This is a genomic window from Mycobacterium rhizamassiliense (assembly GCF_900157375.1).
Classification (GTDB): Bacteria; Actinomycetota; Actinomycetes; order Mycobacteriales; family Mycobacteriaceae; genus Mycobacterium; species Mycobacterium rhizamassiliense.
On the sequence record NZ_LT721901.1, the window covers coordinates 4,759,560 to 4,774,771 of the forward strand.

The window sequence follows — 15,212 nt, forward strand, 5'->3', positions numbered from 1 at the left end:
AGCCACATCCCTGCGAGCGGGGCGGACCTACGGTGAATGCCTCAGTGCCTCAGCACTTTTCACCGAGATGCAACAAGCCCGGCTCGCGGATGGCGGTGTGTACCGCCACCGGCGCGAGCCGGGCTTGTTGCGTAAGTGGTTATCCGGCGAACGGCGGGCGGGCCATGACCGTCGGACGGAAGCCGTACCGGGGGCCGGCTCCGGTCGCCCCGCCGGTGCCCATGCCGGCCAGCGGCATGCCACCGAGCAGGTTCCCGGCTCCCCCGGCCGCCTCCGGGGCGGCGCTGATCGTGTTGACCGCGATCGGAGCCGCGTGTGCCACTGCGGGCATCGCGCCACTCCAGGCCGCGGGCACCGCGAGCTTCCCGACCGAGGCGGCGTTGCCCAGACCGGCGGCGATCGACGGCGCGGCGCCGCCGCCGAGCATTCCGCCCAGACCCGACAAGCCCTTCGGGGCCGCGGCCGCGGCGCTGGCGGCACCGTTGGTGATCAACCCCATCGACTTGGCGATCTGAACACCGGAGTTACCCATACCGACGGAGAAGTACGGCAGACCCTCGGTGTTGTAGGCGATACCGGCGAAGGGGCTCAGGCCGTTGACGAACGTCGCGAAGCTCGACGGCAGGATCGTCTGACCAGTGAGCAGGAACCACAACTCCTGGAAAGCGTTCTGGCTCGTCGCGTTGGTGGCGTTCGTCGTCGCGTTCGTCGTCGCATTCGTGGTGGCGTTGGTGGTGGAACTCAACGTCTTCTGCGCGGTGCCGTTGCCAATGTTCGCGGCATTGCTGGCGCTCTGCGTCTGCTGGCCCGTGTCGGTCGCAACCTCCGGCGCGTTCTTGACCGGCGCGATGTTCTTCGTCGCGAGGTTCGACTGCACCTGGTAGGTGTTCATCGCGCTGACGTTCTGAGCCCAGAACTCGTTGTACTGGGACTCGAGTTGCGAGATCACCCCGTTGTTCTGACCGAACACGTTGGTCGCGAGCGCCTTGGCCAACTGCACCCGGTTGGTGGCGATCAGCGGTGGGGGCACCACCGAGCCGAACACCTGCTCGTAGGCGGCCGCGCCATCGTTCATCTGAACGGCCATCTGCTCGAGCTGAGTGGCGGTGGTGTTGGCCCACTCGATGTAGGGGGCGAACGATGTCGCCATCTGCGCCGAGGACGGTCCGTACCACTCCTCGCTCGACAGCTCGGTGATCACGTTCTCCAGGCTCAGCGCATACGACTGCAGCTCGGCGGAGAGTGCGTTCCACGAGGAGGCTGCCGTCGTGTACGAGATCGAGCCCGGCCCCGAGTAGATGAGGGCCGAAATAACCTCTGGCGGGTATCCCGCGTAGCTAGCCACAATGACCCCTTAACCCGTCACGGCCGCGCGGGCCGTTTCCGTCAGTGAGTACGACATTTAATTTCCTCCTCAATAACCTTCGGGCACAGGGCCTTCGGGGTCCGTTAGTGGTGGCGCTAGCTGCTGGACGTTTGCTGTTCATTTGGTGGTCACTTTGGAGATCACCCGGCCGACGGTGGGCGGGTGAGGACGCTTTGCTTGAAGCCGTACTTGTGGGTGAAGCCGGCGGCACCGCGTCGTGCCCCGCCGGTCATCGGCATGCCCTGCAGGACGCCGTTGGTGGGCGCTCCCTCGGCCGCGGCGGCGTAGTTCACCGTGATGGCCTTGGTCACCGGTTCGTCCACCAGCGCGTCGACCGGGGTGGTGGCCCAGGTCGACGGCACCGACAGCGCGCCGATCTTGGTCGCGGAGGCAAGGTGGGCCGATGCCGCGGCCGCCCCGCCGGCATGGCTGGCCCCGAGGAACAGGCCGGCGAACTGCGGCGTGGGGAACCAAGCACCACTACCACCGGCGGTGGAACCCAGACCGAACGTCAGCTGCTGGCCCATCTGCCAACCGAAAGCGCCCAGACCGACGGCGAAGTAGGCCTGCAGGCCCTGCCTGATTGTGTTGAACGTGCTCGGGTTCAACCCCATCGGGTTGGTTGGCGTCGGGAGGGTCAACCAGCTCGCCCACCACGGCGGGTCGGTCGCCGCGGTCGCATTCGACGTGGTCGTCGCATTGGTCGACAGCACTTGGGGTGCGGTGAGGTTCTGGGTGCTCATCGTCGACTGCGTGAGCGTCTTCGCGACGTTGCCCGCGGGCGTCTTGGCGGCGTTGGCGACCGCGTCGGCCTGATCCTCCGGGCCGTTGTCGCTGGTGGCCTTCTTCGTCGGCAGCCACTGGGGCACCTGGGTGGCGGCGGCCGAGGAGGCGGCGTAGGTGTACATGGTGGCCGCATCCTGGGCCCACATCTCCATGTACTCGGCTTCGGTGGCCGCGATCGCCGGCGTGTTCTGCCCGAAGAAGTTCGTCGCGATCAATGTCATCAGCCGCACCCGGTTCGCCGCGATTACGGGTGGCGGCACGGTCATCCCGAACGCGGTCTCGTAGGCGGCCGCTGCGGCGCGCGCCATCATGGCGGTCTGCTCGGCCTGATCAGCTACCCCGCTCAGCCACGACATGTGGGGCGCGATCGCCGCGAGCATCGTCCGCGACGCGGGCCCCAGCCAGGGTGCTCCGGTCAGTTCCGTGACCGTGGAATGGTAGCCGCTGGAGGCCACACCCAACTCGGCCGCGACGGCGTCCCATGCCGCGGCGGCAGCCATCATGGGCCCCGACCCCGGCCCGGAATACATAAGACCGGAATTGATTTCGGGCGGTAGCGCCGCGAAGTTCAACACCGCGTCCTCCTCTGTTAGCCGTGTCCGCGGTAAGATCGCCGGCCGTCATCTAAGAACTGTGTGGTCTTGCTACGACGCCGTAGGCAAGGCCTCTTAACCGATCGCTAGCTGTGGTCCGCTGACTCGTGGGAGATGACTCGGGGCAGCCGGCCAGCAAACTTCGCCAGCCGGCCAGTCGGCGCCGAGCGACGCACTCCGTTGTGTTGCCGGGTTAGGCGGTCAGCCACCAACATTCGCCGGTGTCCGGTAAGCAACGTCACGCCCTCTCCGCCTCGTCAACCCCCAGTGTCAGCAACCGAGCGACAGCTCACTTTGGGGCCTGAACTGCCGCTCGCGAATGAGATTAGTGGGTCGAAAGGACCACGCCGACAGCCGAAGCCATCTATTCACGAGAGTCCAACCACTGTTCATTCCCGGTCAGGCTGCGTTCACCTATGGCAGCCAATTGTTCACCGGGAGTTCGCTTTCCGGGTGGGCCGGCCGACTCTAAATCAGATTTAGATCAGTCGTCTTCTAATAGGAGCGCCATCTCCGGGCAGGAGGCCACACCGTCGCGAGTGACTTCCTCGTCCCCCGGCGCAACGTTGCGATCTTCCAGAACCGAATAGCCCGACTCGTCGATGGGGAACAGATCTGGATCGACGGCGTAGCACTGGGCGTGGCCCACGCACTTCGATTTTTCTAGGCGAACCCTCACGAGGTTTCCTCCCCCGGCGGCTTCGCGAAGCCCGCCAGTCGGACTTGACGAACCGGTAGCTAGCCGAATTCTAGAAGACCGGGCGGCGATCGCCGTCGTCAGTTGAGCGTCGGGTGCCCCGCCATCCGAATGGCAGCCCCGGCGAAGAACATGGGATATTGATGTGCCACCTCAAATTCGGTGGCGGCGACGTTTCAAGCACGGCGGCCTGGCTGCGTTGGAGACTCCGAAGCGAAACAGACTGACAGACAAGCGAAAGACAGCGGGCATGAGCAGTTTTGGTGAAGGCCAGCCAGGCGCATTCCACCTTCCCCGCCTCGACTACTACTCCCTGCCGATGACCGCCGATCGCGGCGTCGGATGGAAGGTCCTGCGCGACGCCGGACCCGTCGTCTTCATGAATGGCTTCTACTACATAACCCGCCGCGAGGATGTGCTCGAGGCGCTGCGTAGCCCCAACGTCTTCTCGTCGCGCTTGGCCCTGCAACCCCCCGGTTACCCCCTGCCGGTGGTGCCGCTCGCGTTCGATCCCCCGGAGCACACCCGCTACCGCAAGATCCTGCAGCCGTATTTCAGCCCGCACGCGCTGAGTAAGTCGCGGCCGGTGCTCGAGCGCCACGCCGCCGAGATGATCGCCGAACTGGCCGGACGCGGCGAGTGCGAGGCAATGGCGGACTTCGCGAGCCTGTACCCCTTTCAGGTGTTCCTCGACCTCTACGGCTTGCCGCTAGAGGACCGCGACCTCCTGATCGGCTGGAAGGACGCCCTGATCGCGGACAAGCCGGAGCTGAGCCAGGAGGACCTCGACAAGGGACGCCTGCTGCTGGATTACCTGGCCGACGCCATCCGGCAGCGTCGGCAAAGCCCGGGTTCCGACATGTTGTCGAAGGTGATGACCGGCAAGGGTGACTTCACCGACCTCGAGCTGCTGGGCATGAGCCATCTGTTGATCCTGGCCGGCTTGGACACCGTGACCGCGGCGATCGGGTTCTCGCTCTACGAACTGGCCCGCAGGCCGGACCTGCGCGTGGCGCTGCGCGACAACCCCAGACAGGCAAGGGTTTTCATCGAAGAGATCGTCCGGTTGGAGCCGTCGGCCCCGGTGGCGCCCCGGGTGACCACCGAGTTCGTCGAGATCGGTGGTATGACATTGCCGCCCGGCACGCCGGTGCGACTGTGCACGGCAGCGATCAACCGCGATGGCACCGACTCGGTGTCCACCGACGAACTGGTGCTGGACGGAAAGGTGCACCGGCACTGGGGATTCGGCGGCGGTCCGCATCGCTGCCTGGGTTCGCACCTGGCCCGGATCGAATTGACCGTGATCGTCGGCGAATGGCTCAAGCAGATTCCCGACTTCGAACTGCCGGCCGACTACGCCCCCGAGATTCGGTTCCCGTCAAAGACCTTCGCGCTCACCCACTTACCGCTGAGCTGGGGCTGATCGCGGGTAATCCGCGCCAGCCCCGGCCCAGCGGTATCGGCCCTACTTACGCAATTCGGTCGCGGCCACCTGGACGAACACGCCGGTGTCCTCGGCCATCAGCAGGCCTCGACCACGAGGCAGCGGGCCACCCTTCATCTTGCCGCGGATGAAGCCCTCGTCGGGATCGGCGTCCATCACCAGCAGCGGCGAGTTCGCCTGAGCCAGCGCCCGCAGGATCGGGTCGCTGCCCGCCGAGGACCAGCCACCGAACGATCGGGTGACGACGACGTGCAGGCCGACGTCGGCGGCCCGGGTCACCCACGGCGCAACCTGGTGCAGCGGCGAATCGAAGCCAGGCGGCAGCTGCTGGATGTCGTCGACGATCAGGAAGATCTCCGGACCGCTCCACCACGACCGCGACAGCAACTCCTCCGCGGACAGGCCGGGCGGCGGTTGGCGGCCGGCCAGGACCGCTGCGAGCTCGCCCACCAGAGCCTGCACACCGTCGAGGTTGTAGGCGAACTTCTCCACATACTCGGTGCCCAGCGTGGTCAGCAGCTGACGGCGCGGGTCGACCAGCCAGACCTGTGCCGAGGGCTGCCCCTCGGGTGGCGTCGGCGCGGTGCTCGATCCCGGCGCGTACAGCCGCCCGATCTCGGCCATGATGGTGGCCACGGTCGTCGTCTTCCCGCATTCGCGTCGACCGGTCACCATCAGGTGCGCGTTCTCGGCGAAGTTCAGGTAGACCGGCGCCAGGTCCAATTCGGAGATGGCCCAAGCGATTCCGCCGGCACCAACACCCTGGCGGGTGTCGCGGGAGGCCAGCTCGCGGACCTGCTCCACCCCGAACTTCGCCGGCAGACGGCGCACCGGCGGCGCCTGGCCGCTGGTGAGGCGGCTGACCGCGGCGACCACCGTATCGGACTCGAAGATCTTGGCGGGCGTGCTGGCCAGTGCCGGGCGGCCCACCAGCGTGTGCAGGCCCGCCTGTGGGTCGCTGTCGAGGCGGACGTAGTTGACCGCGACCATGCCGCGGCCGGGCTTGACCGGAACCTCCTTGGCGAACCGCGAGCGGACCAGCTTGGCGTCTTCGACCGCCGCCAGCCGCAGCTCGATGCGCGAGCCGAAGCCGCTACGCACCGGCGGACGCAGTTCCGATTCGCGGTCCGCGGTGACGATCACGTGCACACCGAACGAGGGACCCTGGTTGATGATCAGGTTCACCTGCTCGATCAATACCTCGTTTTCCTCGGCCAGCGCCCGGTAGTTGTCGATCACCAGGTAGACGTCGCCGAACCCGTCGTTGGGCACCGGGCCGGCCTCACCCTCGAACTTGCGGCGCCGGAACACCTCCATCGACGCGATCCCGTATTCGAGGAACGTCCGCTTGCGGTCGCGCACCAGCGCCAGCAATTCGGCGACCGTGCGTCGCACGCCGTACGGGTCTGTCGGGCCGGCGACTTCACCCACATGCGGCAGGCGCGCGATCGTGGTCAGCGCCGTTCCGCTGTAGGCGATGCAGTAGAACTGCACCTGCTCGGGCGTGTGGGTCAACGCGGCCGAACAGATCAGCGTCTGCAGCGCCGTCGTCTTGCCCGAGCCACCGGCGCCCAGGATCAGCACGTTGGCACCGGGTCCCGTGGTGTCCACCGTCCACGGCGGCTGGTCGTGCTTGAACGGGCGGTCGATGATCCCGAGCGGGAACACCAGGTCCCTGGCGTGGCCGTAGTCCTCCTGCCACGGGTGGCCCAGGAACCGGTCGACCAACTCGTCGATGGCGACTGGGACGGTTAGCGGCGGTTGCCACAACCGGTACGGCTCGAAATCGATCTTGCGCAGCTGATCGATGATCACCGTGCCGACCTTCGGCGTCCTGACCGCCTCGTCCTCCTCTTCCTCCGGCTCGGCCTCGAGTGACTCGCCGTTGCCGAGCAGCGATTCGGGTCCTACGTCCGGTCCCCCGACGGTGACCTCGAGCGGGGTGAACGAGTTCGTAAACAGCTGGGGCCGAATGTAATCAATGCTGTGCACCAACACCGGCGCCTCTTCGCCGTCGATGGTGATACCGCGGTAGTAGTCCCGCCACAGGAACTCCGCCTGGAAGCGAATGATGTCCTCGAGGCTCTTACGGAAGTAACCCAGACCGGCCTGAGCGGGCAGGTTCACCGCGTTGGGCACCCCGGCCGCCTGCGCGGCGCCGGCGGTGCGCGCCTTGAGTACCAGGCGATAACCCATGTTCTCCATGAGCTTTTCGGCGCGGCTCTCGATCGTCTGCGAGGCCATCATCAGGTGGATCCAGTACGCACGGCCCTGGCGACCGATCGAGTCGAGGACGTCGACCGCCGTGGGCATGATGCGGAACCACTCGTAGAACTCGTCGATGACGACCACGAGCATCGGCAGCGGCGGCATGTCCTGGCCGCGGGCGCGCATCCTGGTACGCACCGAGTTGTATTCCTTGGCGTCGTCCACACCGGCGTTGTCGCACACCGCTTTACGGCGGGCGATCTCGCCCCACAGCGCGTCCAGGAAGCGCTCCATGAGCGCCTGGTCCTCTTCGAGGTCGGTGATGATCCGCGATACGTGCGGCACACCGGCGAACGGCTTGACGGCAGACCCACCCTTGAGGTCGGCCAGGACGAACTGCAACTCCTCGGGCGGGTGGCCCAGCATCAGCGACTCGATCACGGTTCGCACCAGCGTCGACTTACCCGAACCGGTGGTACCCGACATGACGCCGTGCGGCCCGTCGCCGCCTTCGTCGAGCGATTTCATGTCCAAGAACAGCAGCTCGCCGTTGTCGGAGCGGTTGCCGAACGGTACCCGCAGCCGCGACCGGCCCATGGAGTCCGTACGGCTGCCCCACAACGAGTGGAAGTCGATGCGCGAGGGATCGTCAACGCCGTAGTAGGACAAGATGTCTCGGGCGCCGATGTGGGTCACCCGCTGGCCGATCTCCTCGTAGGCCTCGGCGAGCCGCCAGCGTGCCAGCTTCTGCCCGAACTCCTCGGCCTCGAGGCGGCTCACGTGGTCGGTGAGCGCGAAGAACCACGGCTTGTCGTCGATCACCATCCAGGTGTCGCGGTCGCGGGGCAGCGCCTCGATCACGCCCTTGTTGTCGAAGCGCAGCGTCCGCTCCGGAACGGATGTCCACATCCGCGAGCCGGTCAGGTCGAAGAACGTCACACCGTCGACGCCCTCGGAGCTGATCACGTACTCCCATTGGGGATCGACCACGTCGACGATGATGACGTGGTGCGGCGTCGGGGTCTGTGCCGACGAGCTGGCGTGCCGGGGCGTGAATGATCCACGGCCGGCGAACAATTCGGATTGCTCCGCGGCGAATTCGCGCACCGAGCTGTACACCATGCGGGCGTTGCCCGCCGCGTCGTAGCGCCGGGGGTCGCCGAAGTGCGGAATCCACTTCACCCATTCCCACTCGTCCAGGTCCGAACTGACCACGACCATCTGCACGTGGTCGGGGCCGTGGGAGAAGGCCAGCTGGGTGATGATCGCCCGCATCAGCGACAGCGCCTGCTCGCGCTCGCCGATCAGCGCATACCAGGGCTCGACGAGCAGCGAAATCATCTTGGGCAGGTTGTAGACGACGCTCTGGTAGCGACCGAATTCCTGAAGCGCCTTACCGGTAACGGGCTCCAGCTCGATATCGGTCGGCATGTTCTGCGGCTCGCCCCAGGTCACCTCGGGACGCGTCATGCCGACGCCGACCCGGACGATGCCGAAGTTGAGGTCCTTGCCGTCGGGCTTGCGTTCCCACATCCGCGGCGAACCCACCGCGGCGGACAGCGTGTCGGGCGCCGGGTGGAACCACCGGTAGTTGGCGTCCATGCTGTCGGCCGACTCGTGCGCGGTGTCGCGCAGCATGTCGAGCATCAGCATGAACTGGGCGCGCATCGAGTCGAGTTTGGGGCGGCTCATCTGCTGCTGGCCGCCGAACCGGCCGCCGAACATCATCATCGCGACACCACCGATCATGAAGATCGGGAAAATCGAGCCGGCGCCGCCGAAGACGTGCGAACCGCTGGCGAAGGTCATCGCGACCATGCCGATCAGCAGGCCGACCACCAGGACGCCGACGACGACCATCCACCAGGGCTTGCCCTCTGGTGGCGGAATGCTCAGTGGCGTTGGGAGGACGATATTTTCCGGCTTGATGACCGGCGGCTTCTCCGCTGTCGGCCGGGCAAATCCACGTTTCACTTCGGTACCACCAACTCTGCAGGGGACATATCCATCGGGAGGGTGTCGTGCTCCACCAGCGCGTCCGCGCGCGACAGCGTCGGGCCTTGCGGGAGCAGGCGTAGCGCCACCCACGGCGCCAGGCTGGCTTGTGTTTGCAGGCCCAGGGCCTCGCGCACCTCGCGGGTGTCGTCCACGCCGAAGCGCGCACCCGCATCCGTTAGCCACCATAGTGATTCGGTTGTTTTGGCGCCGGGATCGTTGCCGGTCACGGCCACGAAATTGGCGAAGTCGGGCCCGAAGTAAACCTGGTCGGCCATCCGGCCGGTGGTGTCGGCCTTGACCAGCGACACCACCTTGCCCATGTTGTTCTGCGCGACGGGAATCGTTGGGCCGGAGATGATTTCGACGCGGGCCCGGCTCTCACCGGCGGTCTTCTGCCACCACCAGCAGGTCGCCGGGTTGTCCCGCATGTCCATGACGTTCAACGGGTTGTCCGGGTACGACGAGAGGTCGAGCTTGTTGACCACCGGCATCTTCGCGAGCGCCGACGGTTCCACGGTGACCGGCCTGGTGTTGTTGGGGCCGCCGGCGTTCTGCATGATCTGGGCGACCAGGGGCGGCAGCGTCTGCACGCCATCCGCCAACACCAGCGAATACTGTTGTGGCCCACTGATTTGCGGCGTGACGATGATCGTGCCGATCGGTCCCGGCGCACCTGGGAACGTCGCCGGGGCGCCCGAGTTCGGCGCTTCGGGCACGGTCAGTTCCGGTCCGACCGGCAGCGAGTCGAACAGCGCGCGGCTCATCGGCTTGGCCAGGCTGACCTGTTCCGGCGTCAAGCCGAGTGGCAACAGCACCGAGCGGTTCGCGGCGTCGATACGCGAGCGGCGGCCCTGCCGGATGACCCAGGTGTCGCCGGAGTAGCTCAGCACCACGGCGTCCGATCCGTTCAGCACCCGCCGGTGGCCACCGAGATCCGGGGTGCCATCGATGACCGTCACCGTCACCCCGGACGGCGTCCCGGTCCCGGTCGAGCCGACGGAGTCGCACACCAGCCACGAGGACGCGGCCGGCGTCGCGGACTTGAAGTTCGACGGCGCACCGGGGATCCCCACCATCGGCCCGCGGGGCAGGCTGGCGATCTGGGCCGACCGAACCAGGTGCGGGTTGTCCGGGCGCCCGGTGATCAGCCGCGCGGACGCCAAATTCAGGGCGGGGTACAGCTTGTCGCCGACGCGGACGTAGAGCGCTCCGGAGTCGCGGTCGGCGATGATCGGCGATTCGTTGATTTGACCCGACGGGCTGATGAACGAGTACAGCAGCGCGCCCAGGCAGATCACGACCGCGGCGGAGACCGACGCCACGATGGCCAGCGTCTGACGGCGGCCGGGCTCGACCTCCATGCGGACTCGCCACCGGGTCAGCGCCATCGACGTTCGCCGGGCCAGGAACTGATAACCGGTCACCTGCGTGCGCGTAGACAGCCCGAGGCCGTACCCCGTACCGCGCTGCCCGCGACTTTCTTCCGCCACTTAATCCACCATCCGGTCTGTTAAAACGCCTGGATACAGCCCAGCGCGCAAGTCACATCGATAACCGTAAGGCAGCCGCAATGACCTCGCCATGCGGTGCATCGAATACGGCCACCCCCGCGTATCGCTATAGGAATGGTAACGGTGCGGGGCGCTCTCGTCCTGTCGAACGCAGGCATCCCACTCGCTTCGCTGAGCTGCTAAAAGGATGCCGCCCAGGACCACTCGCGGGTAAAACGGGGCGGTGGCCCGTCCGCCGGCCCGGCTCGCGGGAGGGCGGGTGGTGGCAGCAAGATGGGCGGCATGACTGAGCTCGCGCCGTCACTGGTCGAACTTGCCTCCCGGTTCGGCATCGCCACCCGGTATGAGGACTGGACCGGCCGGCAGGTGCCGGTCGCCGAGTCGACGCTGGTGGCGGTGCTCGGGGCGCTTGGCGTCGCGGCGAGCACCGAGCAGGAGCGCAACGTGGCGCTGACCGCTCGGCTGCGGGCGCATTGGGCGCGCCAGCTGCCGGCGACCATCGTCGGGCGCACCGGTGAACCCACGCGGTTCTGGGTGCATGTGACCCACGGCTCGCCCGCCGAGATTCGGCTGCAGCTCGAGGACGGCACGGTGCGCGGCGGAGTGCAGCAGGTCGACAACTTGACCCCGCCGTTCGAGCTGGACGGGCGGTGGATCGGCGAGGCCAGCTTCGTCCTGCCTGCCGATCTGCCGCTGGGCTACCACCGCGTGCAGCTGCGGTCCGGCGATTCGGAGACCAGCACCGCGCTCATCATCACCCCGGACTGGCTGGGGCTGCCCGAGCAGCTCGGCGCCCGCCGCGCCTGGGGGCTGGCCGCGCAGCTCTACAGCGTGCGATCCCGCCAATCGTGGGGCGTCGGCGACCTCACCGACCTGACCGACCTGGCGGTGTGGTCGGCGTCCCGCCATGGCGCCGACTATGTGCTGGTCAACCCGCTGCATGCGGCGGGATTTTCCGGGCCGACGGCCCATATGGAGCCGTCGCCGTACCTGCCGACGTCGCGGCGCTTCTTCAATCCGATTTACCTTCGCGTCGAGGCGATCCCCGAGTTCGCCGGGTTGGTCAAGCGCGGGCGGCTGCGACGGCTGCGGTCGGATGTGCAGCATCGCGCCGGCCAGCTCGACGCCATCGACCGGGACAGCGCCTGGGCCGCCAAGCGCGAGTCGCTCGAGCTCGTCTACGAGGTGCCCCGGTCGGCGGGCCGCGAGTTGGCCTACGCCGCCTTCCTGAACCGCGAGGGCAGCGCGCTGGACGACTTCGCGACCTGGTGCACGCTGGCCGAGGAGTACGGCGGCGACTGGCACCGCTGGCCGAAGACGCTGCAGCACCCCGGGGCCTCCGGCGTCGCGAAGTTCGTCAAGAAGCATCAGGCGACGGTCGACTTCCACCGGTGGATGCAGTGGCAGCTCGATGAACAACTTGCGGCGGCCCAGTCGCAGGCCGTCCGGGCCGGCATGTCGCTGGGCGTCATGCATGACCTGGCCGTCGGGGTGCATCCGAATGGGGCCGACGCGTGGGCCCTGCAGGATGTGCTGGCGCTGGGGGTCACCGCGGGCGCGCCGCCCGACGAGTTCAATCAGCTCGGCCAGGACTGGTCGCAGCCGCCCTGGCGGCCCGATCGGCTGGATGAAGAGGAATATCGCCCCTTCCGCGCGCTGATCCGGGCCGTGCTGCGCCATGCCGGCGGTGTCCGCATCGACCACATCATCGGGTTGTTCCGGCTGTGGTGGATCCCCGAGGGCGCGCCACCGACGCAGGGCACCTACGTGCGCTACGACCACGAGGCGATGATCGGGATCGTCGCGCTGGAGGCGCATCGTGCTGGTGCGCTGGTGGTCGGTGAGGACTTGGGCACCGTCGAGCCATGGGTGCGCGATTACCTCTTATTACGCGGTCTGCTGGGCACCTCGATTCTTTGGTTCGAGCTGGACCGGGATTCCAGCGGCGGCCCGCTGCCTGCGGAGCGTTGGCGCGAGTACTGCCTGTCGTCGGTCACCACACACGACCTGCCGCCGACGGCCGGTTACCTGGCCGGCGATCACGTGCGGCTGCGCGAGTCGCTGGGTCTGCTGACCCGACCGGTCGCCGAAGAGCTGGAGTCCGACCGGACCGAACTGGCGGCCTGGATGGCCGAGCTGCGCCGGGTCGGGCTGCTGGCGGACGGCGAAGACGACCCCGAGCAGGTCGTGCTGGCCCTCTATCGGTACCTGGGCCGGACACCGTCGAGGCTGTTGGGGGTGGCGCTGGTCGACGCGGTCGGCGATCGCCGCACCCAGAATCAGCCCGGCACCACCGACGAATATCCCAATTGGCGGGTTCCGCTGACCGGGCCCGACGGCCGGCCGGTCATGCTTGAGGACGTGTTCACCGACCGTCGGGCCGCGACGCTTGCCGAGGCGGTACGCAACGCGCTGGCCCCGCCGGGCGAGGCGTGACGCCGATGAGCCTGACGGCCGATGAGCGGGCGGCGCTGCGCGATCTGGTGCATCGCTACGCCGCCGGCGTCGACGACCGTCAATTCGATTGTGTCGTCGAGCTTTTCACTGCCGGCGCCGTCCTCGAGCTGCCCGATCCGCCGGGGGCGCTGGAGCCGATCCATGCCCATCGGGGCCGGGAGGCGATTGCCGGTGCGGTCGCGGCCGTCGCGGCGGTGGCGCGGACCGAACACGCGATCATCGGCGAGTTGTACGACGACGGCACGGCGGCCGGCACCGCCCGCGGACGCATCGCGTGCGTCGCGCATCACTGGACGCAGCGTGCGGACGAGGTGGTCGATGTAGCGTGGCATCTGCGCTACGACGACGAATACGAGCTGACGGATGTGGGTTGGCGAATCAGCCGGCGCGCATTGACGATCAACGCCATCGAGACCCGGCCGGTGCGCCGATTACGGCCCTGGGATCCGTCCTAACGGCACCGGTCCGACGGTCCACGCGTGCGCCGCTCGCTCTCGAGTCGAACTCGTTTGCCCAAACGGCTTATCGGGTAGCTCCTGAAGAAGGCGTCAGGGCCAGCTGGCTGAGTCGAGAGGGACGGCGGAGGACAAGCTCATGAGGCACGAGTCACGCGACGACGTCGGTCGTGACCGGACTACTCGACGCGACGCGGACGGATCGGCGCGGAGGCCGCGCTGGACGCCAGGGCACATCGTGGTCGGCATCGGCGTGCTGGCACTTGTCGTCTGCATAACGAACTTCGCGCTCGGGGAGGTCACCGCCGGCATCGCGGCGGCGATCGTCGCGCTGATGGCATTCGGCGCGGGACTCGACTGGATTGGCATGGACCGCAGGCGAGTTCGCCAAGCCGAGCGCGAGTGGTTTACCAGCCACCCGGCACGCTGAGTAGCGCTTAGCTGAGTGCGGCCAGGTTGTTGACCGACTTGCGCACGTCGGACTGCAAGACCCTGGCGACGACCGATCCGATGGGGCCGCTGAGTACGCCGCCCTTGAGGTCGGCGGTGAGATCAAACTTCGATCCGGGATGGTTGTCGGCGACGTCCATCGCGACGGTGATCCGGATGCCGCCGCGCCCGCGACCTTGCAGCTCAATCGAATTCGGCTCGTCGTAGCGGGTCACCGTCCAGTGCACGATGTTGCGAAAACCCTTGACCTTCACGCACGAGGCGACTTTGGAGCCTTCCTCGATCGTCGACGGCACGGTCCCGCGCCATCCCCCGAAAATCGTCATCCACTCGTCGAACCGGCCCAGATCGGAGGCCAGCTTCCAGGCAGCCTCGGGATCCATTTTCGATGTCGTCGAAACATTCACTTGCGCCAAAACCGGTCTCTCCTCGTGAGATGGTGACCAAAATGCGGCCGTCAACATGGCGCTGTAGCCCCATGCTGGAGTGGCATACCCGGGTGCAGTGCACCGATAAACGCGCGCGTCCGAGTCGTATGGTCCCTCGGCCGTCAGGGCCAGGCCTCGTTCAACCGCTCGGCGACGTCGATGATCTGCGCGGCCTGCGACTGCGGCGCGTCGATTTCGTCCGCGACGTACTGGGCGATGAATCGCCTGATCTCGCCGTCGACCCCCGCCAGAATCCGCAGCACCTCGCCGCGGAACGACTTGGACGACACGTTGACGGTGATATCCGAGGGGCGCGGTTTTGCGACGTCGACGATCAGCAGCAGCGGCTCGGCGGCGCGCGCCGTGGCGCGCAAGGAGATGTCCCCCGACACCACGAAGCGCTGCTTGTCGAGGCGCAGGTCGAGCAGCAGGTCGATCGACAGGGGGATGTGGATGACGAACGTGATGCTGTCACCGAGGCGCCGCGTCACCCTGGGATCCTGGATCTTGACGTTCGCGCTGACCTTGGCAATTCCACCCGGGCCCTGGGCGATCGGCTCCATGGCGAACTCGTTGCCGGCGATGTCGGCGAATGCTGCGGCGACCCGCTCCGGGGTCACGGCGATCTCGAAGAATCTACGGCCGAAGTCCTCGTAGGTGACGTACTCGTGGTTTTGCATAGGCTTATACCGTCTCACGTCACCTGCCGGAAAGACCGCTGATCTGCCCGCGTCGCGGGAAATTCACGTCCGATATGCCCTGGTAGGCCACCCGAAGTGGATCGGCGCACGACGGTGTCTGCGGGCCCGGGTTGTG

At 67.2% G+C, this 15,212-nt stretch carries 11 protein-coding genes; 4 read left to right on the forward strand and 7 right to left on the reverse strand.

Annotated elements, in window-relative coordinates:
• Positions 1 to 139 precede the first annotated feature (139 nt).
• The 3 genes from MRAB57_RS22970 to MRAB57_RS22980 form a co-directional block, all read right to left on the reverse strand.
• Positions 140 to 1,348, reverse strand: a complete 1,209-nt coding sequence (locus MRAB57_RS22970; protein ID WP_077089383.1) for a PPE family protein, SVP subgroup — start codon at positions 1,346 to 1,348, stop codon at positions 140 to 142.
• 158 nt (positions 1,349 to 1,506) lie between these two features.
• Positions 1,507 to 2,727, reverse strand: coding sequence for a PPE family protein (locus MRAB57_RS22975; protein ID WP_077089384.1), 1,221 nt, complete (start codon positions 2,725 to 2,727; stop codon positions 1,507 to 1,509).
• Positions 2,728 to 3,229: 502 nt separating this feature from the next.
• Complete coding sequence (locus tag MRAB57_RS22980; RefSeq protein ID WP_077089385.1) at positions 3,230 to 3,424, reverse strand: ferredoxin; 195 nt, start codon at positions 3,422 to 3,424, stop codon at positions 3,230 to 3,232.
• Positions 3,425 to 3,692: 268 nt separating this feature from the next.
• Here MRAB57_RS22980 and MRAB57_RS22985 point away from each other — a divergent pair, with 268 nt between their 5' ends.
• Positions 3,693 to 4,868 (forward strand): cytochrome P450, encoded by a 1,176-nt coding sequence (locus MRAB57_RS22985; RefSeq protein WP_077089386.1) that lies wholly within the window; start codon positions 3,693 to 3,695, stop codon positions 4,866 to 4,868.
• A gap of 42 nt (positions 4,869 to 4,910) precedes the next feature.
• Here the strand turns inward: MRAB57_RS22985 and eccCa are convergent, their stop codons facing one another.
• Both eccCa and eccB read right to left on the reverse strand, forming a co-directional pair.
• Positions 4,911 to 9,071 (reverse strand): type VII secretion protein EccCa, encoded by a 4,161-nt coding sequence (gene eccCa / locus MRAB57_RS22990; protein ID WP_077089387.1) that lies wholly within the window; start codon positions 9,069 to 9,071, stop codon positions 4,911 to 4,913.
• Positions 9,068 to 10,585, reverse strand: coding sequence for a type VII secretion protein EccB (gene eccB, locus MRAB57_RS22995; RefSeq protein ID WP_077089388.1), 1,518 nt, complete (start codon positions 10,583 to 10,585; stop codon positions 9,068 to 9,070). The genes eccCa and eccB overlap by 4 nt, the downstream gene beginning before the upstream one ends.
• Positions 10,586 to 10,888: 303 nt before the next feature.
• Here eccB and malQ point away from each other — a divergent pair, with 303 nt between their 5' ends.
• The 3 genes from malQ to MRAB57_RS23010 all read left to right on the forward strand — a co-directional run bounded on the left by malQ (position 10,889) and on the right by MRAB57_RS23010 (position 13,948).
• Positions 10,889 to 13,042, forward strand: coding sequence for a 4-alpha-glucanotransferase (malQ, locus tag MRAB57_RS23000; protein WP_077090790.1), 2,154 nt, complete (start codon positions 10,889 to 10,891; stop codon positions 13,040 to 13,042).
• 5 nt (positions 13,043 to 13,047) lie between these two features.
• Entirely contained in the window at positions 13,048 to 13,518 is a 471-nt protein-coding gene (locus MRAB57_RS23005) for a nuclear transport factor 2 family protein (protein ID WP_077090791.1), read from the forward strand.
• Positions 13,519 to 13,657: 139 nt separating this feature from the next.
• Entirely contained in the window at positions 13,658 to 13,948 is a 291-nt protein-coding gene (locus tag MRAB57_RS23010) for a hypothetical protein (RefSeq protein WP_077089389.1), read from the forward strand.
• A 7-nt stretch (positions 13,949 to 13,955) separates the two neighbouring features.
• Here MRAB57_RS23010 and MRAB57_RS23015 read toward each other — a convergent pair whose 3' ends face one another.
• Together MRAB57_RS23015 and MRAB57_RS23020 are read right to left on the reverse strand one after the other, a co-directional pair.
• Entirely contained in the window at positions 13,956 to 14,384 is a 429-nt protein-coding gene (locus MRAB57_RS23015; protein WP_077089390.1) for a type II toxin-antitoxin system Rv0910 family toxin, read from the reverse strand.
• A 134-nt stretch (positions 14,385 to 14,518) separates the two neighbouring features.
• Positions 14,519 to 15,076: a hypothetical protein gene (locus MRAB57_RS23020; protein ID WP_077089391.1), complete on the reverse strand. Its 558-nt coding sequence runs from the start codon at positions 15,074 to 15,076 to the stop codon at positions 14,519 to 14,521.
• Positions 15,077 to 15,212: the final 136 nt, after the last annotated feature.